The sequence below is a fragment of the Neobacillus massiliamazoniensis genome (genome assembly GCF_001048695.1).
In the GTDB taxonomy this organism is placed as follows: domain Bacteria; phylum Bacillota; class Bacilli; order Bacillales; family Cytobacillaceae; genus Neobacillus; species Neobacillus massiliamazoniensis.
Genome location: NZ_CVRB01000002.1, coordinates 343,597 through 368,741, shown reverse-complemented (window position 1 = coordinate 368,741; position 25,145 = coordinate 343,597). Strand labels below are relative to the sequence as shown.

The 25,145-nt window shown below is 38.8% G+C and carries 29 protein-coding genes; 18 read left to right on the top strand and 11 right to left on the bottom strand.

Annotation, left to right across the window (positions count from 1 at the left end):
* Nucleotides 1-80 precede the first annotated feature (80 nt).
* Nucleotides 81-617, top strand: coding sequence for an HD domain-containing protein (locus BN1082_RS09745; RefSeq protein ID WP_090633790.1), 537 nt, complete (start codon nt 81-83; stop codon nt 615-617).
* A gap of 14 nt (nt 618-631) precedes the next feature.
* Nucleotides 632-1,138, top strand: coding sequence for a GNAT family N-acetyltransferase (locus tag BN1082_RS09740; RefSeq protein WP_090633788.1), 507 nt, complete (start codon nt 632-634; stop codon nt 1,136-1,138).
* Between the two features lie 101 nt (nt 1,139-1,239).
* On the opposite strand, the gene BN1082_RS09735 is transcribed toward BN1082_RS09740, so the two are convergent.
* Nucleotides 1,240-1,710 (bottom strand): S-ribosylhomocysteine lyase, encoded by a 471-nt coding sequence (locus tag BN1082_RS09735; protein ID WP_090633786.1) that lies wholly within the window; start codon nt 1,708-1,710, stop codon nt 1,240-1,242.
* A gap of 2 nt (nt 1,711-1,712) precedes the next feature.
* Nucleotides 1,713-2,360, bottom strand: a complete 648-nt coding sequence (locus BN1082_RS09730; protein ID WP_090633784.1) for a class I SAM-dependent DNA methyltransferase — start codon at nt 2,358-2,360, stop codon at nt 1,713-1,715.
* 258 nt (nt 2,361-2,618) lie between these two features.
* Between BN1082_RS09730 and BN1082_RS09725 the strand changes: the two genes are divergently transcribed.
* Nucleotides 2,619-3,074 (top strand): DUF2269 family protein, encoded by a 456-nt coding sequence (locus BN1082_RS09725; protein WP_090633782.1) that lies wholly within the window; start codon nt 2,619-2,621, stop codon nt 3,072-3,074.
* A 245-nt stretch (nt 3,075-3,319) separates the two neighbouring features.
* Here the strand turns inward: BN1082_RS09725 and BN1082_RS09720 are convergent, their stop codons facing one another.
* Nucleotides 3,320-4,090: an alpha/beta hydrolase gene (locus tag BN1082_RS09720; RefSeq protein WP_090633780.1), complete on the bottom strand. Its 771-nt coding sequence runs from the start codon at nt 4,088-4,090 to the stop codon at nt 3,320-3,322.
* 107 nt (nt 4,091-4,197) lie between these two features.
* Here BN1082_RS09720 and BN1082_RS09715 point away from each other — a divergent pair, with 107 nt between their 5' ends.
* The 3 genes from BN1082_RS09715 to BN1082_RS09705 all read left to right on the top strand — a co-directional run bounded on the left by BN1082_RS09715 (nt 4,198) and on the right by BN1082_RS09705 (nt 6,914).
* Nucleotides 4,198-4,683: an HIT family protein gene (locus BN1082_RS09715; protein ID WP_090633779.1), complete on the top strand. Its 486-nt coding sequence runs from the start codon at nt 4,198-4,200 to the stop codon at nt 4,681-4,683.
* Between the two features lie 87 nt (nt 4,684-4,770).
* Complete coding sequence (locus BN1082_RS09710; RefSeq protein WP_090633777.1) at nt 4,771-5,217, top strand: ferritin-like domain-containing protein; 447 nt, start codon at nt 4,771-4,773, stop codon at nt 5,215-5,217.
* A 449-nt stretch (nt 5,218-5,666) separates the two neighbouring features.
* Complete coding sequence (locus BN1082_RS09705) at nt 5,667-6,914, top strand: cation:dicarboxylate symporter family transporter (RefSeq protein ID WP_090633775.1); 1,248 nt, start codon at nt 5,667-5,669, stop codon at nt 6,912-6,914.
* Nucleotides 6,915-7,205: 291 nt separating this feature from the next.
* Here BN1082_RS09705 and BN1082_RS09700 read toward each other — a convergent pair whose 3' ends face one another.
* A complete protein-coding gene (locus tag BN1082_RS09700) occupies nt 7,206-7,616 on the bottom strand; it encodes a vWA domain-containing protein (protein ID WP_090633774.1) in 411 nt (136 codons plus the stop codon).
* Nucleotides 7,617-8,486: 870 nt separating this feature from the next.
* On the opposite strand from BN1082_RS09700, the gene BN1082_RS09695 reads away from it, so the two are divergent.
* Nucleotides 8,487-9,236, top strand: a complete 750-nt coding sequence (locus BN1082_RS09695; RefSeq protein WP_090634925.1) for a polysaccharide deacetylase family protein — start codon at nt 8,487-8,489, stop codon at nt 9,234-9,236.
* A gap of 261 nt (nt 9,237-9,497) precedes the next feature.
* Here BN1082_RS09695 and BN1082_RS09690 read toward each other — a convergent pair whose 3' ends face one another.
* Genes BN1082_RS09690 through BN1082_RS09675 form a run of 4 tightly spaced genes read right to left on the bottom strand, consistent with a single transcriptional unit; the run spans nt 9,498 to nt 11,931 of the window.
* Nucleotides 9,498-10,211 (bottom strand): YjjG family noncanonical pyrimidine nucleotidase, encoded by a 714-nt coding sequence (locus tag BN1082_RS09690; RefSeq protein WP_090633772.1) that lies wholly within the window; start codon nt 10,209-10,211, stop codon nt 9,498-9,500.
* Nucleotides 10,212-10,252: 41 nt separating this feature from the next.
* Nucleotides 10,253-10,723 carry a DMT family transporter gene (locus tag BN1082_RS09685; RefSeq protein ID WP_090633770.1) on the bottom strand — a complete coding sequence of 157 codons (471 nt, stop codon included), beginning with the start codon at nt 10,721-10,723 and terminating at the stop codon, nt 10,253-10,255.
* Between the two features lie 35 nt (nt 10,724-10,758).
* Nucleotides 10,759-11,454, bottom strand: coding sequence for a Crp/Fnr family transcriptional regulator (locus BN1082_RS09680; RefSeq protein WP_090633768.1), 696 nt, complete (start codon nt 11,452-11,454; stop codon nt 10,759-10,761).
* Nucleotides 11,455-11,505: 51 nt separating this feature from the next.
* Nucleotides 11,506-11,931 carry a DMT family transporter gene (locus tag BN1082_RS09675; protein WP_090633767.1) on the bottom strand — a complete coding sequence of 142 codons (426 nt, stop codon included), beginning with the start codon at nt 11,929-11,931 and terminating at the stop codon, nt 11,506-11,508.
* A 689-nt stretch (nt 11,932-12,620) separates the two neighbouring features.
* Between BN1082_RS09675 and BN1082_RS09670 the strand changes: the two genes are divergently transcribed.
* The 4 genes from BN1082_RS09670 (at nt 12,621) to BN1082_RS09655 (ending at nt 14,483) form a co-directional block, all read left to right on the top strand.
* Nucleotides 12,621-13,085 (top strand): DinB family protein, encoded by a 465-nt coding sequence (locus BN1082_RS09670; protein WP_090633765.1) that lies wholly within the window; start codon nt 12,621-12,623, stop codon nt 13,083-13,085.
* A gap of 148 nt (nt 13,086-13,233) precedes the next feature.
* The gene (locus BN1082_RS09665; RefSeq protein WP_090633763.1) at nt 13,234-13,650 is read left to right on the top strand and encodes a MarR family winged helix-turn-helix transcriptional regulator; all 417 of its coding nucleotides are present in this window, start codon (nt 13,234-13,236) and stop codon (nt 13,648-13,650) included.
* Nucleotides 13,641-13,994: a DUF3147 family protein gene (locus BN1082_RS09660; RefSeq protein WP_090633761.1), complete on the top strand. Its 354-nt coding sequence runs from the start codon at nt 13,641-13,643 to the stop codon at nt 13,992-13,994. Before BN1082_RS09665 ends, BN1082_RS09660 begins: the two co-directional genes overlap by 10 nt.
* 81 nt (nt 13,995-14,075) lie before the next feature.
* On the top strand, nt 14,076-14,483 hold the full coding sequence (locus BN1082_RS09655) for a GNAT family N-acetyltransferase (RefSeq protein ID WP_090633759.1): 408 nt from the start codon (nt 14,076-14,078) through the stop codon (nt 14,481-14,483).
* Nucleotides 14,484-14,679: 196 nt separating this feature from the next.
* Here the strand turns inward: BN1082_RS09655 and BN1082_RS09650 are convergent, their stop codons facing one another.
* Entirely contained in the window at nt 14,680-15,171 is a 492-nt protein-coding gene (locus BN1082_RS09650; RefSeq protein WP_090634923.1) for a DinB family protein, read from the bottom strand.
* Nucleotides 15,172-15,602: 431 nt separating this feature from the next.
* On the opposite strand from BN1082_RS09650, the gene BN1082_RS09645 reads away from it, so the two are divergent.
* From BN1082_RS09645 to lepB, 3 genes are all read left to right on the top strand, one after another.
* A complete protein-coding gene (locus BN1082_RS09645; RefSeq protein ID WP_176699724.1) occupies nt 15,603-15,971 on the top strand; it encodes a Gp49 family protein in 369 nt (122 codons plus the stop codon).
* A gap of 249 nt (nt 15,972-16,220) precedes the next feature.
* On the top strand, nt 16,221-16,442 hold the full coding sequence (locus tag BN1082_RS09640) for a DUF3953 domain-containing protein (RefSeq protein ID WP_245640404.1): 222 nt from the start codon (nt 16,221-16,223) through the stop codon (nt 16,440-16,442).
* 70 nt (nt 16,443-16,512) lie between these two features.
* Nucleotides 16,513-17,052 carry a signal peptidase I gene (gene lepB / locus BN1082_RS09635; RefSeq protein WP_090633754.1) on the top strand — a complete coding sequence of 180 codons (540 nt, stop codon included), beginning with the start codon at nt 16,513-16,515 and terminating at the stop codon, nt 17,050-17,052.
* Between the two features lie 94 nt (nt 17,053-17,146).
* Here the strand turns inward: lepB and BN1082_RS09630 are convergent, their stop codons facing one another.
* Nucleotides 17,147-18,043, bottom strand: coding sequence for a CPBP family intramembrane glutamic endopeptidase (locus BN1082_RS09630; RefSeq protein ID WP_090633752.1), 897 nt, complete (start codon nt 18,041-18,043; stop codon nt 17,147-17,149).
* Between the two features lie 229 nt (nt 18,044-18,272).
* Between BN1082_RS09630 and BN1082_RS09625 the strand changes: the two genes are divergently transcribed.
* Entirely contained in the window at nt 18,273-18,824 is a 552-nt protein-coding gene (locus tag BN1082_RS09625; protein ID WP_090633751.1) for a GNAT family N-acetyltransferase, read from the top strand.
* Nucleotides 18,825-18,857: 33 nt separating this feature from the next.
* Here the strand turns inward: BN1082_RS09625 and BN1082_RS27415 are convergent, their stop codons facing one another.
* The gene (locus tag BN1082_RS27415) at nt 18,858-19,016 is read right to left on the bottom strand and encodes a hypothetical protein (RefSeq protein WP_176699723.1); all 159 of its coding nucleotides are present in this window, start codon (nt 19,014-19,016) and stop codon (nt 18,858-18,860) included.
* A gap of 492 nt (nt 19,017-19,508) precedes the next feature.
* On the opposite strand from BN1082_RS27415, the gene BN1082_RS09620 reads away from it, so the two are divergent.
* The 3 genes from BN1082_RS09620 (at nt 19,509) to BN1082_RS09610 (ending at nt 25,002) form a co-directional block, all read left to right on the top strand.
* Nucleotides 19,509-22,823, top strand: coding sequence for a discoidin domain-containing protein (locus tag BN1082_RS09620; RefSeq protein ID WP_090633749.1), 3,315 nt, complete (start codon nt 19,509-19,511; stop codon nt 22,821-22,823).
* A gap of 333 nt (nt 22,824-23,156) precedes the next feature.
* Nucleotides 23,157-23,681 carry a sigma-70 family RNA polymerase sigma factor gene (locus BN1082_RS09615; protein ID WP_245640375.1) on the top strand — a complete coding sequence of 175 codons (525 nt, stop codon included), beginning with the start codon at nt 23,157-23,159 and terminating at the stop codon, nt 23,679-23,681.
* Nucleotides 23,674-25,002 (top strand): DUF4179 domain-containing protein, encoded by a 1,329-nt coding sequence (locus BN1082_RS09610; protein WP_090633747.1) that lies wholly within the window; start codon nt 23,674-23,676, stop codon nt 25,000-25,002. The genes BN1082_RS09615 and BN1082_RS09610 overlap by 8 nt, the downstream gene beginning before the upstream one ends.
* Nucleotides 25,003-25,145 lie beyond the last annotated feature (143 nt).

Sequence of the window (25,145 nt, the reverse complement as noted above, 5' to 3'; positions counted from 1 at the left end):
AGGAATTTTCCACTCTACCAAAGAATAAAATAGTGCTACGTTCTTGAAAAAGCTTCGTTAATCTGGAAAGGGGCATAAAAATGGATATGATTGAAAAAGCACTTCAAATAGCGAGCCAAGCGCATAATGGGCAGTTTCGGAAAGGCACGCAAATCCCTTATATTGCTCATCCAATAGCAGTTGGGATGATTTTAATGAAAGCTGGATACAGTGATGAAATCGTCGCAGCGGGCATCCTACATGATACGGTGGAAGATACCGATTTAACAATAGAAGAGATCGAGCGGGAATTTGGACCAAAAGTTGCTGAAATCGTCGCAGGCTGCTCGGAACCAAATAAATCTCTTTCATGGGAGAAGCGGAAGGAACATACGATAGAATTTTTAAAAACTGCCTCAAGCGATATTCGTGCTGTTGCTTGTGCCGATAAATTACATAACATTAAGTCTATCATCGATGACTATGAACAAAATGGCGAAGCGGTTTGGTCTAGGTTTAAACGGGGAAAGGCACAACAAGGTTGGTATTATACTAATATTGTAGAAAGTCTGGGGAACCAATCAACATTTGCGTTGCTTGAAGAATTAAAAAGAGAAGTCAGTCGGTTATTTTTATAATAGGGGGAATTAAAATGGAAATTCGACTGCTAAACCCAGTGGATGCCGAAAAGTATTGGGCATTGCGATTAGAAGCACTAATGAACAATCCTGAGGCATTTGCATCAAGCTATGAAGAAGCGATTACAAGAGAAAATCCAATTGAACAAACAGCCCGGAACTTCCAAACCGAAGGTAACTATACGTTTGGAGCGTTTGAAGATCACGAACTGATTGGAATGGTTACGTTATTACAAGAAAGCCCCATAAAGATTCGGCACAAGGCAAATATTTTTGCGATGTATGTAACACCAACAAAGCAGGGGCAAAGTGTTGGAAAAGCATTATTAACTGAGGCTATAAATAAAGCGAAAACCTTTGATTATATTGAAAAAATAAATCTAACCGTCACTGCCGGTAATGAAAAAGCGAAGAATCTCTATACCCGACTAGGATTTAAAGTCTTTGGCTATGAGGAAAAAGCGCTCAAAATAAATGGTGAATATTATGATGATGAACAAATGGTTTTGCACTTAAAATAGCTAGCTGGATCGAATACCTGATAAATCAGGCATTCGATTTTTGTAAATATAAATCGGCTGTACAAATGGGAGCTTTTTGAGGCTCTTTTTTTTTTTGCTTTTTATGCAAAAATTTCTGTCCACTCATCCCTTTTAGAAAGCATTTTTAGTGCAATTTCTTGTGCACCTTCTAAGCTATGGCTTGCTGCCCAGCCGCACTGAACCTCATTACATGCTGGTACTGCTGTTGCTGTCAGAACATCACGTAATGTTTTTTCAATAATTTCCATTACTTCCTTGTAATTATCATGATTGATTAGTGATAAATAAAAACCTGTTTGGCAACCCATTGGGCTTATATCAACAATTTTATCTGTATGATTTCGACTAAATTCTGCCATCATATGCTCTAATGAATGTAGTGCTGGCATTTCCATGTGTTCTTTATTAGGCTGGCAGAAACGGATATCATATTTGTGGATTACATCTCCCTTGATGCCTGCTTTAACACCCGCTAAACGGACAAATGGTGCCTTCACAAGTGTATGGTCTAAATTAAAGCTCTCCACATTCATTTTCTTTTGTGCTGTCATAGTCAAGATCTCTCCTCTTTTTTTGCCTCCATTAACCACACGAAAGGATTCAGTTGGATAAAATCCACTGTAAATCTGTGTTTTTCAAATATATTTCGTAATACCGGAATGGTAGTATAGTATTCTCTCTGTAAATCATCAGCAAGTCTATTAAAGTTTTTATTACGTGAATCCCGAATTCTTTCCTGCTTTGCCTCCTCTGTAGGAAAAACAGTATCTGCAAAAATGATACGGCCTTTATCTTTTAGCAGTTTACTATACTTTTGAATAGCCAAATCTTTTTCTCCATCTGTTAAATGATGAAAGGCATATGTGCTGACAATGGTGTTAATCTCTAAATCGATCTGGGGAAAATCAAGAAAGTCTCCATCAAGAATGGTAATGTTTTTTAACTTTTGCTTTGCAATCTCACGCATGCCTTCAGAAGGTTCAATTCCAATCACATTAAGTCCTTTATTATTTAAAATAGCTGTTAAATTTCCAGTACCTACACCAAATTCTATCGTCGTTCCCGATGATTTTTCAGCTACTGTCGAAAGTATTTTATCGTAATCTATGAAAACCTCTTCGTATTCAGGGTCATGTCCGGTAACGGTTTGATCATAAGATTGGGCCCATTCATTAAAAAGCTCATTAAATTCTCTCCCCATCTTAATTCCTCCATTTCCTATAAGTTAACTGTGAATTAATTTTAGCAGGAATGAACTTAAAGCACAACATTTATTAGCATGCTTTTGTGTATCATTTATAATGTTCATCATATGGGAAATGTGGAGTTTTGTTTCGTCCCTTTATTTCACTATGCCTTCACAAAGCTATAAAGATCTGGACTCATCGTCATATATATTTCAAAGTTGGATTCGGGCATTTATGATAAAATGGGCGTGGAGGAAAGGGAGGTTGCTATAGTGGATACATTTTATAAAATCATTGTTTTTATCCATATTTTTTCAGCTATTATCGGAATGGGACCCGGATTTATTTTAACGACTGTTGTCAAGTCAGGGAATAATATGACGGAATTAAGGCATTCCTATAGGCTTAGAAATACGTTGCATATTTTTGTCATGGTTGGCGGCACTCTTTTATTGATCACGGGTTTAACAATGGGGTTTTTAAATCCAAGCCTTTTCCGGATGGGATGGTACGATACAAGCCTCGTTCTCTTTCTGACCGCTCTTGCAATTGGACCAATCGTCCTATCACCACGGTCAAAACCTATTAAAGCCTTATTAATTTCTCATCAAGGCGATGACATTCCGGAGGAGTACTACGAGCTATCAAAAATTCTTTTCCGCTATGAAAATCTTGAGAATGCTATTTTTATCATCATTATTACCCTGATGATCTTAAAACCGTTTTGATAGAATAAAGGTATGGCTCTAGCAAAGCCATACCTTTAAATTTATATTAATGGACTTCGAGAATTGTCCAGCTCCATAAGAGTAAGCTTCGGAAGCGATTCCTCGCACGCCGAAAAACGTGAGTTTTTCGGCGGAGCGCCTAGCCCCTCGAGGTCACAAGCCAATCCGTCAAGAAGGTTAAAAAGCAACCTTCATGCCGGCTTGTCTTGTACTTGTCGGGGCTGGACAAGGCGCTTGCGCTTTTCTTATAAGAATAAGAAAGACATGATTTCAGGAATTCGTTTTTTAAAAAAAGCATAGTCATGCTCAGCATCTTCAATGATATGAAACTTAGTATTCTTTATCTTTCCTTTTAGAATTTTATATACTTCACTGCTCAAGTCTAAAAAGATCTTACTTATTTCCTCTTCTTTCCCGGCTTCCTTCGTACCGCAGTCCATATAAAACCTTTCAACAGCAATTAAATCAACGCTTTTTATGAATTTTACTATTTCTTCTTGATTTCGATAATAGGCAGGGGAAATAGCTGCTGCTCGTTTAAAAATTTTCGGATAGCGGCAAACGGCATAAGTTGTAATCAGGCCGCCTAACGAAATGCCAGCCATTGAGGTATGGTCTTTAAGTGTTCTGTATTTTTGGTCAATTAGCGGTTTAAGCTCATGGACAATGAAATCTAAATAGGCTTCTCCTTTTCCGCCTGTAGGACTCTCATAACCTAATATTTTTTTGCTAAGCTTACCATTTATCCATGGACAGTATTCGTTGACGCGTTCTTCCCCTGTGGTGTTAAGGTCAATTCCAACGACAATGATCTCCAAGTCTATTTCATCTAAGTAATCCTTCAGTCCCAAGGATGTCCCTCGAATAGAATCTTCATCCTCAAAAACATTTTGTCCATCATGCATATACAATACAGGATAGTGTCTCTCGTATTGGTTATAGCTCTTGGGCAAGTAAACTGTAATTCTTCTTTCCTGGTTAAATGCAGTCATATAAACTTGAAATTTCTCTAACAAGGTCGAACACCTATTTTCTAGAACAATTTTCCTTTATTTTATCATAATTTTCATGTAATTTAGTAAAAGAAGTTGGGTGCCTGACACCGATCGGAGGGGGAGAGGATTTGCGGAAAATCACTTTATCAAATGGACAAACAGTGGAGGTTGAGTGTTTAAGCTGTGCAGTAACGAGCGGCCTTATTGAACCGGATGGGGGGACGGTTGTTGAAACGGACTATTTCCATGCCCATCAGGATGTAGCCTATCCGATACCTGGATTAATGATTTTAGCATCAAAGCGGCATATAAAGTGTTTTGATGAATTATACGAGGAAGAAAAAGCAGATTATATACATATTTTAACAAAGATTAGAAAGGCTCAACGCGATGTCTTAGGGATTGAGAATGTTTATTATTTTTACAATGAAGATACGACTCACCATTTCCATACATGGATGGTTCCACGATACGAATGGATGTATGAATTCGGCCGTTCGGTTGAATCGGTCAGGCCTGTTTTACTCCATGCACGGAACGAAATGAATCATGAGGAAAATTTACATAAGGTGATGAAAGCAATAGATGATTTAAGAAACGAATTAAGATTGTAAGAGAAGCTATACAACATATTAAGCATATGCACTCTGACCCATGATTCCCCATAAGATAGTAAGAGAAAAATGGGGAGGTTTACTGGGATGTATCATTATACAAATTATTATGATGCCGCATATAGGCAGCCTAACAAATTGGTGAGCGATATTGAAAAGGCAATCAATGGAGAGTATAGTGCTATTCATTGCTATGCACTAATAGCTCGTATGGCTACAGATGAAAGGGAGCGGAAGCAGATTCTAGAAATTCGTCAGGATGAAATAAAGCACCTGCAAACTTTTGAGCAGATGTATGTTCGTCTTACCGGCAAACAGCCGAAGCCAAAGGTTGTTGAACAATGTCCTAACCAATATGTGAATGGATTGGAATTTGCACTCTTAGATGAGCAGAAAACCGTTGATTTTTATTTGGAGATTTCGGATTATGCAACGGATCAGCATATCAAAAAGGCCTTTCGCCGTGCTGCAGCAGATGAGCAAAACCATGCAGTGTGGTTCCTTTATTTTTATACAAAAGCGAAGAAAATATAGAAAAATTTATTAGTAGAATCACAAAACATTATTGTAAAAACAGTTGACACGTTCATTTCTGTCAACTGTATTTTTTTATCTTCTTTTATTTCCCCGATTTATGAGAGAATTTACCCAAGCGATAATGAGATTCCATTTGAAAAAATACAATTCAAAAAGAGGTTTATGCAACAATTCTTTCATATTTGTACTCCTCAAAATGCCTTATTCTAAAGGTTTTACTCACTTCATTTATTCATCCTATTTTTGAATCGATTAGTAGGACTTCATTTGCATTAAGAAATTTGATATATTACAATTGACCTTAATGAATTCTGGATTAAATTTATCTGTGAAAAATTTCTTATTGTGAAATTATATCATTAGCACTAAAATAATAGTAGTATAACAAATAGTAGATAAATATCTGTTGATATATATCACGATTTTTTTTAAAAGGGGAGAGGTATTTGAAGAGACTTAGTCTTGCTTGGCAAATTTTTATTGGTTTAGTTCTTGGTATTGTTGTAGGCGCTTTCTTTTTTGGAAATCCGCACGTGGCAGATTATCTTCAGCCAATTGGCAATATTTTTATCCGTTTAATAAAAATGATTGTAATCCCAATCGTTGTCTCAAGTCTGATTGTGGGAGTAGCAGGCGTTGGCGATATGAAGTCGTTAGGAAAGCTCGGTGGTAAGACACTCCTTTATTTTGAGATCATAACAACGATTGCTATAGTAGTTGGGTTATTGGCAGGTAATATATTCCATCCTGGTACGGGTGTTGACAGATCTCAATTAACAAAAACGGATATTAATTCGTATGTTCAAACAGAAAAAACAACTCAAACCCATTCGATGGTCGACACCTTTGTCAATATTGTCCCTACAAATATCATTCAGTCACTTGCTAATGGTGATATGTTAGCCATTATTTTCTTCTCAGTTATGTTTGGACTTGGAGTCGCAGCTATTGGGGAAAAAGGAACTCCGATTATCAATTTCTTTAAGGGAACGTCTGAAGCCATGTTCTACGTCACGAACCAGATCATGAAGGTTGCTCCATTTGGTGTTTTTGCTTTAATTGGTGTAACCGTTTCAAAATTTGGTTTAAGCTCACTAATTCCACTTGGAAAGCTAGTGCTAGTCGTTTATGGATCCATGATATTCTTTGTTTTAGTCGTCCTAGGATTTGTGGCAAAATTAGCTGGAATTAATATTTTTAAACTATTAAAGTATTTAAAGGACGAATTATTATTAGGATATTCCACGGCAAGCTCAGAAACCGTCCTTCCAAGAATCATGGAGAAAATGGAAAGACTCGGCTGTCCAAAGGCGATTTCTTCGTTTGTAATTCCAACTGGATATTCCTTTAACTTAGATGGTTCCACATTATATCAAGCCATTGCGGCTCTGTTCATTGCTCAGATGTACGGTATTCATTTAAGTATCGCCCATCAAATTACCTTAGTCGTTGTCTTGATGATGACATCAAAAGGAATCGCAGGGGTTCCAGGTGTTTCTTTTGTTGTCCTACTAGCAACCTTAGGAAGTGTTGGACTACCAGTAGAAGGTCTAGCGTTTATTGCAGGTATTGACCGAATCCTCGATATGGCAAGAACCTGCGTCAATATTGTAGGGAACTCATTGGCTGCCCTCGTTATAGCCAAATGGGAAGGCCATAAGGTTGACATGAAAGAAAAGAATATAGCAGCATAAAATAAAAGGAGAGCGGATAGAACCCGCTTTCCTTTTTTTATTTGGCTGTGTTAAAGGTCATTGTTGATTTTTGAAACTATGTTGATTGGAGCGGAAGGCGCGAGATCCTCGAAAATGCTATCGCATTTCCTTCGTGCGGTGTTGATTCAATGATGAAGATTCAACGTCCTGTGGGAGTACGGGGCAGGGGAGACCCCACAGGCGCTTAAGCGCCGAGGAGGCTCCCCGGAACGCCCGCGGATGCTCGCTTCTTGAGCGCAAATCAACAGGCAAGTTTAACGAAGCCTGTATTTAAGCAACCTTAATTGCCTTCCCGAAAGGAACCTTTGGTAAGTAGTCGTCGGGAACTAACCAAAACATTTCATAATCGACATTTGTGATTTCTTCGTAGATATAACCTGTCACATCGGTAATATAGAATAAGGAATCGATTTTTTCGTTTTTGGCCCATTCTAATACTTCCGTATAGGATGATTTTCCGTGTTTATAATATTTTATCGTATCTGCTTTTACCGGAGTGATGCTGCGAATTTTGAAGTCTGCCTGGACTAGTAAGGTTTCCGGCTTTATTTCTTCAAATAATTTTACAATGTTGTTTATTAGGATCGTCCTTACCTCGGCAGTAGAAGTATCAACGGCAAGCGCGATTTTTTTGTCTGCTCTTTTTTGGATCATAGATAAAAGCCTCATTTGCCAGTTCAATTAAACCAACTCCCTTTGTAGTAAATGAACCACAATTTTTAGTGTGGGCGTTCGTTTAAAAAATATGTTGGAAGAAAAAATGAAATAAAAAAAGCCGTCGGCTACCCGTCGGCTTAAAGGACAGATTGGTGCCTGACACCAATCTTTATCGATTTTTTTGCAAAAAAAAGAGACTGACGTCAATGTCAATCCAAATTATGGGAAGTTTTAAGAAATGAGTTACTTCAACTTATTTCTTAATTAAGTTACCTTTATAATAAATAAAACTTTTGTAGAACTTATAGAGAAGTTATGTGGAATTTATGAAGATTATTTTTTAAAAAAAGCTGTGTTAAAGGTCATGGTTGATTTTTGAAACTATGTTGATTGGAGCGGAAGGCGCGAGATCCTCGAAAATGCTATCGCATTTCCTTCGTGCGGTGTAGATTCAAAGATGCTGATTCAACGTCCTGCGGGAGTACGGGGCAGGGGAGACCCCACAGGCGCTTAGCGCCGAGGAGGCTCCCCGGAACGCCCGCGGATGCTCGCTTCTTGAGCGCAAATCAACAGACAAGTTTAACACAGCCAAAAAAAAAGAGATTGACATCGGCGTCAATCCAAATTATGGGAAGTTTTAAGAAATGAGTTTCTCAAACTAATTTCTTAAATTAAGTTACTTTTATAATAAATAAAACTTATGTAGAACTTATAAGGAAGTTATGTGGAATTTGTGAAGACGAGTTTATGCTTTTCTTTCGTTTACTACAATACATAATCATTTAACAAATGATTATGCTAAAGGAAAATACATTTAAGGACTAAAAAATGATGAACTATTTAAATTATTCCTTATTAGTATATTTCCAATCCATTTTGTCCCTTATTGGCTCAATGATAACTAATAAGAGGACAATTATCATTTATCTATGGTTATGTCTAGTTCCCGTGTGTTTCAGTTTTTGGGATGTTTTGCATGCAAATGCCTCTACAGAGATGATCCGGCGAAAGCAAGTGGAGCCAACCGGGAAAGTCATTTGGGAAGTCCCAACACAAAAAAAGGTCATTGCTTTGACATTTGACGATGGTCCTAATCCAGTATACACTCCCCAGATCCTTGCCCTTTTGAGACAGTACGAAGCCACTGCTACTTTTTTCTCCATTGGATATCAAATGGAACGATACCCTCAAATTGTCAGACGAGTTGTACAAGAAGGACATGAGCTGGGGAATCATTCCATGACACATTCATATGAGGATAGAGTGGGGTTCGAAAGGATGAGATCAGAATTAATTCGAGCTGACAAAGTTATACAAAAGTACCAACAAAACAAGCCGAAATTATTTCGACCTCCTGGTGGATATATAGACAATTTGTTACTGCAAGAATCGATACAGAACGGGTATAAAGTAGTCCTTTGGTCAACTAATCAGGATACTAAGGATTGGTCTTTACCTGGAGCACAAGTCATTGCTGATCATGTTATTCGCCATGCAAGGAGTGGTGATATTGTTTTATTACATGATGGTGGTGGAGATCGCAAACAAACCATTGAAGCATTAAAAACCATTCTTCCTGTGCTCAAACAACAAGGGTATCAATTTGTGAGTGTGTCGGAATTGCTTAACTATAGGAATAACTGATGGCCAATTTCACCTATACTTTAAAAGGTGATTAATTGAAAAAGACCTCATCAGTCGAGGTCTTTTGTTTAAGCTCTTTTCGTAAAAATGGGTTGCTTTTCGCTAGTAAAAGGTAGCTATCCGACAGTAATGTCACCGTATCCGACAGTAAAGAGGAGCTATCTGATAGTAAAGTCACCACATCCGACAGAAAAGAGGGGCTATGCGACAGTAAAGTCACCGCATCCGATAGTAAAGCAACAGCTTTATTCAAGAAAAACTTTAGCTAACAGCAACCGAATCACTTTTAACACCTAAAATACGATAGAGCTCTTCAAGCTTTTGAATTTGATAGGTTGGAATCAATTTCGTTTTATTTGGTTTCATTTCAGGGTTGAACCAGCATGTGTCCAAACCAGCTAATTGCCCCCCTTTAATATCGGCACTTAAAGAATCTCCGATAATTAATGCTTGTTCCGCAGAAAAATTTGGAATTCGTGCAAAGACATAATCGAAAAATTCCTTCATTGGCTTTTGGAAGCCAGTGTCCTCTGAAACGAAAATACGCTTAAATAGCGGAAATAATCCTGAGTCACGTAATCGTTTATCCTGTGTCTTGGAAATCCCGTTCGTAACAATATATAAATCATATTGGTGTTGAAGGTCTGTGATCAATTCAAAGGCCCCATTCACAAACTCATGTCCTTCTTCTAAGTAGCTGCGATACTTCTTCTCCAGTAAAGCTCCATCAACCTCTTGACCGTATTCCTTAAATAAAATGGAGAAGCGAGTATTCACGACCACATCACGAGTTAATTTTCCATCTTCAAAGGATTTCCAGAGATCTTGATTTATTTTTTTATAATGGGTTTCGATTTCAGTTGTGAGGGGAATTTTTTGCTCCTCAAAAAGCAAGCGTAATGCTACTTTTTCTGCTGCACCAAAATCTAGTAGTGTATCATCTACATCAAAAAATAAAGTTTTGTATTTCTTCAACATGATCTCTCCATTTTCTGCTATTTCTTAATCAAAACATACTAACTCACTTTTGATGACACCTGTTGTTTCTCATTTCCACCGACGAATTTAAATACAAAGATGCCACCGACGATGACCAGTACACCTATCAACTGTTTTGGAGTAAAAGGAACCTTTTCCAACCCCATCAGGCCTGTTGAGTCGCTCAATAACGCAACCACGAGCTGTGTTGTCAGAGCAAGCGAGATGGCGTACGTAGGACCAAGCAGCTTAATCCCTTGCACAAGACAGATAACCACTCCTACGCCTAGCAAACCGCTAAACCAATACCACGTTTTCATATTTTGTAAGTTAAATAGATGTGTCCCTTCAAAGATGAGGCCGAACGTTAAGGAAGCCAGGAACCCTAAACCTAATACTAAGGTTGTGGTTGCATAGAATCCCGATTGTTCATTCACTTTACTGTTGAAAATATTTTGCAAACCGACTAGTGCACCAGCGAAAAGTGCTAATAGTAGTCCTAGAATCATATTCTTTCCTCTCCCATTCAATTTTGAAGATGCAATCACTCGTAGATATTATGACCAGCAAGTGCACTTAATCCTACCCGATCCTTAACAAGAATGAATCCTTTGTTCCGCTCAATAAAACCCTCAGTACAGAATTGCTGAATAACTCGATTCAGATGTCGATAGCTAGTTCCAATAAAGTTTGCTGCATCCTTTATACTGATTTTTAGTTGACGGTTATTTAGTGAATCAGTTTCATCAAAGGAGACAGACAATAGATAACTTGCCAATCGCACTTCAACCGGATACATCAAATTGAAGCTCATAGAATTGGATTTAAGGTAAAACTTTAGTGTAATAATTTCCAGTAAAAATTGCAGTAGCGGAGCATAATCTTTTCCATATTTTTTCAACCAACGTTGTTGAACACCGATCATACAGACTGACGATATGGCCTCAACAGTATTGATAATCTCAATCCCTCTTACGTATTCAATATCTCCAATCACCTCAAGCGGGGTCTTAAAGGAGAGAATAAGTGTTTTTCCTTCCGCAGAAGTGTTATAGATTTTAACCTTGCCCTTCACCAGTACGTACAAAAACTGTGAAGTATCTCCTTGGGAACAGATCAACTCTCCTTGATCAAAGCTGTATAGCGACAAATGCGGAATTAATTGTTCAGGAAATATGTTATCAATTTGATGAAAATGCAAATAATGGTTCAATAGCTCACGATCTTTTATTTCTTTCATGACTTGGGTTCCCTCCAGCAATTTACTGGTCACTTTCCTATCCTAATATTATCAAAGACTTAGGATAAGCACACCCGCTATCATCATCCCGATACCAATAAATTGTGGCAGACCCATCTTCTGTTTCACTACACCGAACCATCCGTTACTATCAATTAAAAAGGTTAAACCAAGTTGTGCAATCAATACTACAGCAATCGTAAGGGTAACCCCGATACTTTGAATAGATGTGACATTAGTGAATATAATAAGTGCAGCGAAGGAGCCGGCACTCAAATACAATGGTTTCACTCGCTTAAACCTTTTCCACTGTTTATCTCGGACAAGCATCATGAGCATTAGGGCTACAATGAATCCAGTTAGCTGGGTAATCGTTGCCGCTTGCCAAGTGCCAATATCCTCACTAATCCGAGTATTGGCCACACCTTGCAAGGTAATTAAAGCCCCGCCTAAACATGCAAATAAACTTCCTTTCATTATGTTCTCTCCTCAATATAAAATTCTTTAGTTTTATTAAAAAATATATCGGGGTAAATTGTGAAGGACATATGTCCTCAAAATATTTTTTTACACGAAATGGTCGTTGAGAGACCGGATCAACGCCCATTTTCCATAGTAAAGAGTGAAAACAGTCGTTGAGATGGTGAATCAACGCCCATTTTCCGTGAGAAAGAGAGAAAAGGTCGTTGAGAGACTGGATCAACGCCCATTTTCCTTGAGAAAGGGAGAAAAAGGTCATTGAGAGACCGTATCAACGCCCATTTTCCATAGTAAAGAGTGAAAACAGTCGTTAGAGAGGGTGAATCAACGCCCATTTTCCATAGTAAAGAGTGAAAACAGTCGTTGAGAGGGTGAATCAACGCCCATTTTCCGTGAGGAAGAGAGAATACGGTCGTTGAGAGACCGTATCAACGCCTATTTTCCATAGTAAAGAGTGAAAACAGTCGTTGAGAGGGTGGATCAACGACCATTTTCCGTGAGAAAGAGAGAAAAAGAGATAGAACAGTCATTGAGAGACCGGATCAACGCCCTTTTTCCTAAAAAAGTGAAAACGGTCACTGAGAAAGATGTAATAAATTTCACGAAAATTTATACAATTTTTAGTGGGATTAATAAATTCCAAAACGAAAAAAATTGTTTATAATTTTGATTTTGGAGGTAAAAGGATGAAAGTAGAGAATTTCCTTCAAGGATGGCTGCGACATCGATTGGTATTACACGAATTAGTTGAATTAATTGATAATCAACACGTTAATTTCAAGCCATGGGACAAAGCACTTTCAATGGGGACCTTAGCGGTACATACAGCAAGTGCAACGGATATGTTCGTAAAAGCCGTTAAAAATGGGGTATTTGCACCTCCGAGAACCAAAAATGAGTTTCAAACAATGGATGAGGTTCGAGACATTATTTTTCAATTAACAGAAGTAACAAAAGAAGATTTGCTTTCATTAACTGATGATCAGTTAGAAAAAGAATTGAATTTTAATAACTATATTGGTAAGGGAAGTTTATGGATATCCATGGCAAAAGACCACGAAATTCACCATAAAGGTCAATTGTTTACTTACGCAAGAATGGTCGGAGTCGATAATCTACCATTCTTTGTTAAGAAGCTAGAAACGCAATAATAAATGACAAAGAAATTAGTTTAAAGCTGCTACCTTAGCAGCTTTTTTTGCTGTGGTACGGTAACCATTTTTATATTCAAAAAAATCTTTTGTTTTGTATCGTTACAAACGATATAATCGTACATATAGATACAAAGAGGTGGATTTTTTGAATAGTAAAATTGAGCTACTTAACCAATATTGGACAGATATTTATTTTCATTTGCATTATCACCATAAAGAAAAAATTTCGCATCAAGCGATCCGTATTCTTCAACTTGTCGATAAACAGGAACATATAGGAGTAACTGAAGTTGCAGCCTTACTGCAAGTTTCGCATAATACAGCCTCAGAACATATTAAAAGAGTGATCGAGAAGAGCTATTTAATAAAAACGAGAGATCCCCAAGATGAAAGAAAAGTCATTCTTTGTTTAACGGAAATTGGTAAAGAAGTTTTACGAAGAAATACGAGTCTGGATGAAGAAAAATTAGAAAAAGTGTTAAATGAACTATCTGACAATGAAAAACTTTTAGTAGAGCAGGCCTTAAAAATCTTAAGTGAACGTACAAAAACATGTATGTGATAGTGAAAATCATCGTTTCAGCAATCATCATTGGTATTGTTACAGAAATATCCAGGAGATTTCCTTCTTATGGAGGAATAATTGCTGCACTTCCATTGGTAAGTTTGCTTAGTATAATCTGGCTGTATGTACAAGGGGAAGAAAATACTACATTGAGCAAGTTTGCCTTAGGGGTCTTGTGTGGGTTTCCAGCAACGGCTGTCTTGTTAATTATCGTTTATTTAGCATTGAAGAAATCTGTTCCACTATTTATATCGATTGGTTTAGGAATAGGTGGCTGGATGATTATTTTATTTGTTCAGGACATTATAATTAAAAATGTAAGGACTTATTTCTTCAACTAATCTTTAGTTGAAAAGTGAACGGTTATAAATCAGAAAACAAAATTAGGAAGCGATAAGATATAAAAAATTGGAGGTACAAATGTGGAAAGAATTATTAATTATACGACAGTTCCCCCTGAAAATTTTAAGCAATTACTAACCTTATATGAATCTTTAGGATGGAATTCCCTTAACTTAACAGTTAATGATTTGGAACAAATGTGCAAACAAAGTTGGTATGCAATTTATGCTTTTGATGACCAACAACTTGTGGGGATGGGACGTGTTATTTCAGATGGTGTAATTACTGGAATTATATGTGGAGTGTGTGTACTTCCAAGTTATCAGTCTAAAGGAATCGGCAAAGAAATGTTGAATCGAATCATTGAACATTGTGAGCAAAATAGAGTAATTCCTCAACTTATGTGTGTAGAAAGTTTGGAGTCCTACTATGAAACTATTGGATTTAAGAAATTTTCCATTGGAATGACAAAGAATATAAAACAGTAAGTAATTTAATGAAAAAAGTGCATTAAATGTTTTAAACTTTATTAGTTGTTAAAAGATTGGGTGTTAAAATGTAAAGAACTTGGAATATTTCCAAGTTCTTTTTTCAACGCTTAATGTGGTATGACTCACAATTGATTTAGCTTGTTAATTAACATGTGTTTTCTATTTTGTAGCACATTCCCTTACTTGTGTTACCTTAGTTACTTGTTCCTAACACATCAGTATTAGGAGGCTCATAGCCCATATGGCGTGCCATGGCGACAATTTGTCCCTTGTGATGGAATTCGTGAGTAACTGTATGCATAAGCAATTTACCAGGTGTCATTGAAATTTCTTCTGAACCATCTCGCCAAGGAATTGCCCTCCGAATCGGCTTATCCATATTATTCGCGAGTCCTTCAAACACCTCATTTACGAAAGAATCAGCCTGTTCAAAGCGTGCTTTAATTTCGTCTAGCCCAAACTGAGGTACATCTTCTTTTGGAGTGAGTGGCTTCTTTGTTTTTATTAAAACAAATGAGCCAAGCCAAGCGATATAGCAGTTAGCTATGTGTACCAGTGTGTCTCGCATACTTTGGAAGCCAAACCCATTTAATTGGCGAGTAAAGTCATCCGGTTTTACTTCTCTACAAAAATCAAGAAGGATTTCTCGCGTCTCTTTGACCCATTCATATTCGCTTTTATTCAATAAAAACACCTTCCTTATTTTTTGAATATTGTATTTATTATTATCAAACATCAAACCTTCCCTTGTAAATGAAGAATTCGAAGAAAAAATGATTGACTTGTATGGATCATTAATAACATTCGGTTCTTGTTGAATCTTGTAAAATAGGAAACTGCTATTCCACAATCGGGAGCGAAATTTTCTCCAACTTTAGTAAAATATTGAAGAAAAATTTATTTGTTGACCGTTATAAAAATTAATAATAAAATAAGAGAAATTTCGAAAGAAATGTGAACAATTAATTTGATGTATTAAAGTATTCTCTTAATTGTTGAGGGGTTTTAGAAAGACTCCAATAATACCTCAAGCACGAATGTTTGGGACTGTGCAATATTACTTCTATGTCGTTGAATTATTATCTGGTAAATGGGAATTGGAGAGGAGAAATCATTATGATGATTGAAAGCATTTGTCCTAAATGTGGAGAGATTAATAACGTAGAACATAACGGAGAGGGAATTCTTTTAGTAACTTGTAAGAACAATCATATGTATGATCATATAGTAATCCCTTATTCTAGAACTAGTGCAATTAGAGATGATAAACGTAAGAAATTAGAGGATATGATTGTTGAGAAAAAATTTCACCGTATGAGCGATAAATCAACAATATGTCTTCTTATTTTTAATAATGGTTATGAAATAGAAGGACGTTCAACTGTTCGAGATATGTCTGATTTCCGTACAGTTATTGGTAAAGATAAAGCATATGATCAAGCACTAAAGAAAGCAATGGTAGCTTTAGGAGCATTCTTAGTATAAATTTTTGAAATTAATCTTGGGCTTTTGCCCTAATGTAAAAACAGCCTTTTCGGGGCTGTTTTTTTGATGCTCTAAGAATATGGGTTCAGATAGAAAAGATTTTTATTGCAGCTTATTTTTTTAGAAAATTGGTAAAACGAGGAATAATTATTAAAGGTGTCGAAATACATATATGGGTGAAGAAATAGATGGAATTGTTTGGAGAATATTTTATGGCAATAGATAGTGAGGGTGATCTATTTGTTAAAAGTGATGAGAATAGTCTCTGGAATAATTGTATTTGCATTGGGAATTTATGGACTAACCACTGATAATAATGCAATCCTTCCTTTTATGATGTTTTTCTTAGGGATCATGTCATTGGTTATGGGTATTTCTGAACTATATAAAAAAAGAAAATCAATTGGTTTTGTTTCCATCATTGCTGCCGCTTTTGTCTTTTTAGTTTTAATTCGTGATTTATTGCGCTAACGGTCACAGCTTTCTTTCAAAAAGAAAAAGTGCATTAAAATACCTATAAAGTAGAGGAGCTGGTGAAGTGATGAATTTAAAAACAAAAAATGAATTGAAGAGTTGGGGCAAATCGTTATTCATTGCATTTGGAATAGCGTTTGTTGTAAGAACATTTCTATTTTCCCCTTATATTGTAGAGGGTGCATCAATGGAGCCGACATTACATAATCAGGAAAAAATTATGGTGAATAAATTTAATTTGACAGATCGTTTTAATAGAGGGGAAATTATCATTATTAAAGGAAAAGAAGAAAACTATGTTAAAAGAATTATTGGTCTCCCTGGAGATAAGGTTGAAGTGAAAAATGATAAATTATATATAAATGGAGTTTTTTTCGAAGAATCCTATCTTTCGCAAAATCGCAAATTAGCTGAGCAAATGGGTAGTAAATTAACAGGTGATTTTGGACCGATTACTGTACCTAAAAACAAATTCTTTGTTATGGGTGATAATCGCTTATACAGCAAGGATAGTCGCAATGGCTTAGGTTACATCCAAAAAGAAGATATAGTAGGGCAAAGTGAATTCGTTTTTTTCCCTTTCTCAGATATTAGACCTACAGAATAATAATGGGCTGCATTTGACGCAGCCCTTTTTCTTTTTGAATGTAAGTGAAAAAATGATCAGTAGGATGGAGCTGGAATAAACCCACCCCTTTCCTTTAAGCACGTTGATCATATGAAGGACTGGCATCGAATTTGCCAATGTAAAACTTAGTAATTAAAAAACCAAGCACAATGAACACGGTAGTCCATATGCTGGCCTCAATTCCAAAAGAACCACCTGTCCAAATGTTATCCGCACTTTTGATATGAAAGAAACCATTTCCATCTTCACCGCTGACATTAAATCCAAGAATATTTCCCTGAAAGAAGTTCCAAGTGAAATGGTATCCCATTGTCATCCAGAGTGATTTAGTCTGAATAAACATATAGGCAAATAAAAGACCAATCAGAAAAATATTTACAATTCCCAATAAATGTACATTTGGATTTGCAATATGGGCGAGCCCAAAAATGATGCTAGAGACTATATACATGATAGGTATGGATTTAGTTTGTTTTAAGGTAGAAACGATATATCCTCGAAAAAATAATTCTTCATTAATTGCAACAAAAATAAAACCAATGAAGTACAGTCCAATTTCCGTTAACAACTGAGAAGTGACGTTTACTGGTTCGATTGTAATTTGCCGTGTTGCCATCATAATCAGGGCAATGAAAACAATCGAAACTGCGCCGAGGAACAATCCAAATAACAGATGGCCTCCTTGATTACGCAAAGAAGTCATACCAATATCCTTCCATTTCCTTTTCTCAATTGCTAAAAAAATCGTAATCGTCCCGACAACAGCTAATAGCTGTGACAACATCAAAAGCACATTTGTATTCTGATTCTTCATCAATTCGTCTAAGGAAGTGGTTCCTTCAAAAATAATCAGTACAAGTATAAAAATAAACGAGAAAAAAACTGTCATAATAGCCATAAGCCCAAATGCCAAAGCGATTTTCCACCCACTCCTGACCTGTCCTTTAGCGTTTTTAAACCAGTTATTCATTCGGAATTCACCTTCTTTGATTTGATTAAAACAGCCCCCAAATATTTCCTATTAATTATAACTGAATGTATTGAATTTTGACTATACAGAATTTTGTTATTGCAGTGAATTATATAAAATTTTAAAATTATAATAATTGAAACTAAAGGAGCTGAGGTTATTGCGGACGGTTAACGGTTTTTCAAAGGAGATTGAGGTGAAAAATAGAACTTAAACAAAGGAGATTCAAATGACAACAATTAATTCAAAGCTTTTTAACGGTGAACGATTAAAACTATCGTCAGCTAGAGAAGAAGATGCAGAAATAATGGTGAAATGGGGAGAAGATGCCGATTATCTAAGGAATGTTGATACTGACATCGCCCAGCCTAAGACGAAAGAACAATTTGCTGCTGAAGGAAAAAATGGTGGAAACACTGTGTATTTCCGACTGAGAACGATTGAGGGTGATCAATTAATCGGATTTGTCGCCATCCACAAAATAGAATGGAACAATCGCGCTGGTCTTTTGGCAATTGGAATTGGAGATTCTTCAAATCGTAACCAAGGGTATGGAACGGATGCGTTGAAATTGATCCTTCGGTACGCATTCCACGAATTAAATTTAGATCGGGTCGGTTTGGAAGTAATTGAATACAATAAAGGTGGAATACGGGCTTACGAAAAGGTCGGTTTTCAACAGGAAGGCAGAAAGAGATCAGCTGTTTATCGAGATGGAAAAAGATACGATATTATTGTAATGGGCATTTTACGAATAGAGTGGGAAGCAATTCATAAATAAGGGAAGTTGCCTATTAAGGCAGAGTTATCAAAGCTATCCAATGCGGATAGCTTTTTTTCGTGGGACACTGCCAGAAGAAATTGTACAGTTTCCACGGGATACTCCATGAAACACAGCTTCCTTTTTCCCTTGTTCTATGACTTGTGCAAATATAGGTACTTTTCCCCTTGTTTTTCCTTTGTTTGCCTGCAATCACGGGCAAACATAATTTACTTTTTTTCCTAAATACTTTTAATTAACAGAATCTTCATTGTAGCTTTACATGAATTTCACCTATTGGAAATAGTTGAGTATTACAATTAATTTTGTACATAATTTGAGCCAATGCTCGACATCACCAAGCATTAAACGAGTCGTTCTTTTTCGCTTTCGATATGAAAGTTGTTTTTTGCGGGGATGAGAGAAATTTGGGGAGGTGATGCTTACGGATATAAATGACCTTTAATTATCGCATCAGCCTTTTTCTATCCTGTCATTATTTATCCTATTCGTCATTGTAAGAATTGTCTCGGGGGAAAGGACGTTAATCGGGTCGCGAATGACGATATGCAAAAAGCGTATCCGCAGGTATCGCCGTGAACGTCGGATTGGGGAGTGCTCAGTATTATCTTAGAGAAAACCCCTGGTGAAAGAGTGAGCAACGAAGAGTAAATTTCTATCTTATCTTATCTGGAGGTAATAAGGGTGAAATTTAAGAAATTAAGTAAAAAATTATCGATAACCGCTTTAGCCATATTCGCTTTGGGAACAGGATCCGCCTATGCCGGCTATAATATCGTAGCAGGACCTCAGGGAAACGGGACCGCCTACACGCCCGCCGGCTGGAAGGTAACGCCCGCTGGTGTGACGAAGCCTGCTGGCTTCTATCCGGCCAACGCCGTACTTTCGCCGGACGGCAAAGCAGTCCTTGTTCCAAACGTCATTAGGAATGCTAACAACAAGCAAGCGGTGAACGTATTGGATGCGAAGGACGGCAGTGTTATTCAGGAGTTTGAGCTTAACCCAGATGACAGTAGTGTCCGTCAAGGCACGAGCCCTGGATTGATCTTCAGCCACGACGGCAAAAACGTCTATCTCGCCACGGCCAACAAGGACTCGGTCCTCGTATTCGACTGGGACGCCTCTGCGAGAAAGCTCAAGCTGAACCGGACACTCAATCTGCCGCGTGGCACGTACGCAGCGGATGTCGCGATCTCACCTGATGACAAGACTCTGTATGTGACTGGTCAGTACAAAAACAACATCAACGCCATCGATGTAGCCTCCGGGAATACCGCGCAGGCATCGGTAGGCTCCTATCCGTACGGTGTGGCGCTGTCGGCGGACGGACATACGGCGTACGTCACGAATCAGGCTGAGAACACGATCTCGATCCTCTCTGTGAACGGGCTTACGCTAACGCCGCAGAAAAAGATCACCGTTGGGACCCACCCGAACAGCATGCTGCTGGACGCAAAACGGAATCAACTTTATGTCTCTAATGGCGACAATGATACAGTGTCCGTTGTTAACACTTTGAACAATGAAATCGTACATACGATTTCGCTTGCTCCTTACAAGGGCGCGCCTACGGGATCCTCACCGACTAACATGACGCTTTCGCCTGACGGCAGTACTTTGTATGTCACCAACTCCGGTAACAACGACGTTGCCGTAGTAAACGTCTCTGACAAAGGCGACGGCAAAGGTGACAGTAAAGGCGACGACAAAGGAGACTACGGCCGCATCAAAGGACTTATCCCGACTGGCTGGTACCCGACCGGCGTGCAGGTCGCTCCTGACGGCAAGCTGCTCGTTACCAGTGCAAAGGGACTCGGCACCGGATCGAACAAGGGCAAAGACCCCGCTAATCCGCAAAACGGCCCTTACATCGAGAGCCTGCTGCAGGGCTACATGTCGATCATTCCGGCCCCAAGCGAGTCTCAACTTGAGAAGTACACTGAAATGGTGCAGAAGAACAACGGCTTCGACGAGAAGGGTAAGGTGAAGGAATCCGATGACGCAGAAACCATCATACCGCGTCACCCCGGTGAGGAGTCACCTATCAAGCACGTCATTTACGTCGTAAAGGAAAACCGGACCTACGATCAGGTGCTTGGTGACCTCGGGAAGGGGAACGGGGATCCTTCACTGACTCTGTTCGGCAAGGATGTCACCCCGAACCAGCATAAACTCGCCGAGCAGTTTGTGACGCTCGACAACTTCTACGCAGATGGCGAAGTGAGTCAAGACGGCTGGGACTGGGCCACAGAGGCCAACTCCAACCCGTATAACCAGCTTGCCACGCATCAGGGTTATGCCGGCAACGGTTCAGAGTACGACTCCTCCGGGTATTTGGATTCGCAGGTAACGGCAGGCAATGCGGACCCGAACCGCGCATTCTTGTGGGACGCGGCTGCAGCGGCCGGTAAGACTTTCCGGCACTATGGCATGCATTCGTTGCCTTCGAACTGGTTCGGCCCGAACAATCAGGTGAAGTGTCAACCTGGCCAGTACTGCGCCTACGAGCCGCTGCTCAACGACAATACCGACCATAACTACCCGTGGTTTGACATGTGGATCCCTGATATGAAGAGGTATGAAGAGTGGAATAAGGAATTCCAGCAGTACATCACCAATAACAACCTGCCGACCTTCCAGTTCATCGACCTGCCGCGAGACCACACCGCTGGCGGGGCAACGGCGAAAGAACTGGTCGCGGATAATGATATGGCACTGGGCAAAATCGTTGATACGGTATCGCACTCGAAGTACTGGAAGGATACTGCGATCTTCGTAGTCGAGGACGACGCGCAGGGCGGCGTGGATCATGTCGACGGTCACCGCACGATCGCTCAGGTGATCAGCCCTTACACGCAACGGGGTATCGTCGACTCGCACTTCTACAGCCAAGTGTCGATGCTGAGAACGATGGAACTGCTTGTTGGTATGAAACCACTTACCCAATACGATGCTGCGGCTATGCCGATGATCTACTCTTTCGGGAACAAGCCGAACTACACGGCTTATGACACAGTTATGCCTCCTACGGTGAATGCGTCTGTCTCCAATCCTGTTGTCAAACCAGGCGAGAGTGTCACAGTTACCGCTAAGGTTACTAACCCGAGCAACATGCCATTGTCAGGCGCTACGGCGCGGATGGTCACACCGGACGGCTGGACGGCGACACCTAGCACCATCAAGCTCGGAACCATGGCACCTGGGGCAAGCACCGACTTGAGCTGGACAGTCACCGCACCGGCTTCAGCGCAGTATGGACGACAGCAGCTTACAGTCCAAGTGGATTACCCAGTCTACGGGAAAAGCACCGCATCGTCAAAGGCCAACGTTACCGTCTCGGTACCTGACGCCAATATGATTCCACAATCGCAAATGAAAGCGACAGCAACAAGCGAGGAATTGGTAGGAGAAAATGATGCCGCATCCCAAGCAATAGATGGCAACCCGTCGACATTCTGGCATACAAAGTGGGATAAATCCGATGTTCTTCCACAGTCAATCACATTAAACCTCGGAGGAACCTACGACATTAACAAGTTAGCGTATTTGCCAAGACAGACAGGCGACAATGGGATTATTACAGGATACAATATATATGTAAGTACAGACGGAACAAACTTTACAAAGGTCACAAGCGGAACATGGTCAAGTAGCCATGATGAGAAAATCGCAACATTTCCGAAGGTAAGCGCATCGTATGTCAAGCTGGAAGCTACGGCAGCCTTCAACGGATGGGCATCGGCAGCAGAGATAAATGTATTTAAAGCAGGAACGTCGTCCCAAACGGCAGGGACGGCGCAACCAACGAATCCATCGGTGAGCACGCAGTCGGCAGTGAGCGAACAGTCTGTCATGAAGCCCGAGAACATGGTCGGACAGCCTGACTCGGTCGATCCGCAGAAGCTCAACGAGGAGATCTGGAGGGCAGTCAAGGGACCGAACGTCCCGTATCCTGCGCCGAAGCATAATTTCCACGGCCCTGACAACGATGACCGCTAAGGACATTAGTAATAGTTATAGAAAATTTGTTATTTTTAATAATTGAAACAAGAATTAACCTTGGCACCTATGGGTGTCAAGGTTTTTTTAATTTGATCATCGTCATACGCAGATTATATAAACATTACTATAAAAGATGGATAAAAACGTACATATAAGGTTTTTTCTTATTCAACTAAACGACAGTAAAGTCGCTCTATGCTTTTTTGCAAATAAAACCGGAGTTTTCGCAAATGAAACTAAGTATTTTCATAAAAATGCCAAATTTTGAAAACTTTTTGCCTCTTCCTAAGTCTAATAGGTAGATAGAAAGGAGTCAGGGGGGATGTATGCGTGAATTCTAATGAACAATTAGTCGAGGAGGCCATTAACGGTAATGACCAGGCTTTTTTGCAGCTGATCCAGCTCTATAAAATGGATTTATATAAAACAGCCCTTTCTTTTTTACGAAATGAAGAAGAAGCGATTGAGGCGATCCAAGAGATAACTTATCGAGCATATAAAAATATACAAACTGTTCAGGAATCCGCCTATTTCAAAACCTGGCTCATTCGCATCATGATTAACTATTGCAATGATCAGCTGAAAAAGAAAAAGCAGGTTGTTGTAAATGAAGAAATTATTAATATTCAAGGGATATCCGAAAATCACACTCGAATGGAATTAAAGGATGCGATGCTGGGCCTGGATGACAGGTCCCGTGAAATATTGACATTAAAATATTTTAATGACATGAAAATTAAGGAAATTGCCAGCACGATGCAATGTCCTGAAGGTACGGTTAAAACGTGGCTGAACAAAGCATTAAAAGCACTTCGCGATAAACTCGAAGATAAAGGTGGTGACATCCATGTTTGAAAAGGAAGAGGAAAAGCTTGCCGACTATAAAAATTTGTTTGATCACCTTGAAACTCCGGATAAGGCGTTAGACGATGCAATTTTAGCAGGTTTTCAAAAAGCTAAAGCAGAAGAAAAACGCAAGTATCGAAGGAGAAAGTGGATCATTAGTTTACTAGCTGCGGCCGTTGTTCTTGTTGGATTTTTCACAACCATTCGTCTCTCTCCCGCCTTTGCGGACTATATTAAAGTCATTCCCGGAATGGAAAAAATCGTCGATCTCATTCGAGACGATAAAGGAAAGATGCTTGCGATTGAAAATGATTACTATGAAAAAATCGGCGTTTCTCAAGAAAAAAATGGCATGAAATTCACAATTGAAGGAGCGATTGCCGATGAAAAAAATTTAGTTCTATTTTACAAGCTGGAATCGAAAGAAAAGGTTAATACTTTTCGAGTCGAAGATCCAAAGCTATTTGGAAAGGATGGTGAAAAGATCAATTGGGGTACAGCTTCTGACGATGGAAGGGGAGTCCAAACCTCTAAGGATGGAAAATCCACCTTTAATGGATCACTAGAATTATCTTTTGAAAGTCCATTACAAACCAAAACATTAGAGCTTAAAGCCAAAGTTAGAGGGGCTGAACAGACAGAATCCTTTGCCATTCCATTCGAGCTTAAAAAAGAGATAAAGGAGACAAAGACCTACCAAATAAATAAAGCAGTTACCATTGAAGGGCAGAAAATAACCTTTATTGACGCAACCATCTATCCGATTAGAATCGCAGTCCATGTAAAAATGGACCAGAATAATACGAAAAAACTTTTAAACTTTGACGATATCTGTCTGGTCGATGAAAATGGGGAAACGTGGAATAAAATTGCGAACGGTATAACAGCCAGCAAGATATCTGATGATGAATCCATCATCTATTTGCAAAGTAATTATTTCCGTGAGCCGAAAGAACTGTATTTGGTTCTTAATAAGATTCAAGCCCTTGACAAGGATCAAGCTATGGTGGTCATTGATACGAAAAACCAGAAAATTCTCAAGCAGCCTAACGAGAATCTATTTAGCTCGTTGTATGTGGGTAAAGATCAAATAAACTTAAAAATGAGAATAATTGGAAAAGATTACTTTGATCCTATTGGGACAATTAAGGATGGAAACGGTAAAGAAGTAAATCAACTTAGAAAAGAGTCTAGTTCAAATATCGATGTAAAATCATTAGATATTGGAATTCACATTCAGGACCTTCAAAACATTGCAAACCCACTTTCCCTTGAAATAGCTTTTTTCCCTGCCTGGATCAATGGGCAAGAAAAAATAAGGATCAAATAACAATAAAGGTGCCTGACACCCAAAATGGGTGTCAGGCACTTCGAGTTATCAGAACCATATAAACCCAATATTTCCATAAAATAAATGACTGAATATTTTTATTTTGATAAAATAAAGTAAATAAATAAGCTCATTTTCTATTG

Coding starts and splice junctions, on each gene's coding strand:
- BN1082_RS09745 (WP_090633790.1), top strand. CDS start 81: ATGGATATGATTGAAAAAGCACTTCAAATAGCGAGCCAAGCGCATAAT.
- BN1082_RS09740 (WP_090633788.1), top strand. CDS start 632: ATGGAAATTCGACTGCTAAACCCAGTGGATGCCGAAAAGTATTGGGCA.
- BN1082_RS09735 (WP_090633786.1), bottom strand. CDS start 1,710: ATGACAGCACAAAAGAAAATGAATGTGGAGAGCTTTAATTTAGACCAT.
- BN1082_RS09730 (WP_090633784.1), bottom strand. CDS start 2,360: ATGGGGAGAGAATTTAATGAGCTTTTTAATGAATGGGCCCAATCTTAT.
- BN1082_RS09710 (WP_090633777.1), top strand. CDS start 4,771: ATGTATCATTATACAAATTATTATGATGCCGCATATAGGCAGCCTAAC.
- BN1082_RS09695 (WP_090634925.1), top strand. CDS start 8,487: ATGATAACTAATAAGAGGACAATTATCATTTATCTATGGTTATGTCTA.
- BN1082_RS09685 (WP_090633770.1), bottom strand. CDS start 10,723: ATGATTCTAGGACTACTATTAGCACTTTTCGCTGGTGCACTAGTCGGT.
- BN1082_RS09680 (WP_090633768.1), bottom strand. CDS start 11,454: ATGAAAGAAATAAAAGATCGTGAGCTATTGAACCATTATTTGCATTTT.
- BN1082_RS09675 (WP_090633767.1), bottom strand. CDS start 11,931: ATGAAAGGAAGTTTATTTGCATGTTTAGGCGGGGCTTTAATTACCTTG.
- BN1082_RS09670 (WP_090633765.1), top strand. CDS start 12,621: ATGAAAGTAGAGAATTTCCTTCAAGGATGGCTGCGACATCGATTGGTA.
- BN1082_RS09660 (WP_090633761.1), top strand. CDS start 13,641: ATGTATGTGATAGTGAAAATCATCGTTTCAGCAATCATCATTGGTATT.
- BN1082_RS09645 (WP_176699724.1), top strand. CDS start 15,603: ATGATGATTGAAAGCATTTGTCCTAAATGTGGAGAGATTAATAACGTA.
- lepB (WP_090633754.1), top strand. CDS start 16,513: ATGAATTTAAAAACAAAAAATGAATTGAAGAGTTGGGGCAAATCGTTA.
- BN1082_RS09630 (WP_090633752.1), bottom strand. CDS start 18,043: ATGAATAACTGGTTTAAAAACGCTAAAGGACAGGTCAGGAGTGGGTGG.
- BN1082_RS09625 (WP_090633751.1), top strand. CDS start 18,273: ATGACAACAATTAATTCAAAGCTTTTTAACGGTGAACGATTAAAACTA.
- BN1082_RS09610 (WP_090633747.1), top strand. CDS start 23,674: ATGTTTGAAAAGGAAGAGGAAAAGCTTGCCGACTATAAAAATTTGTTT.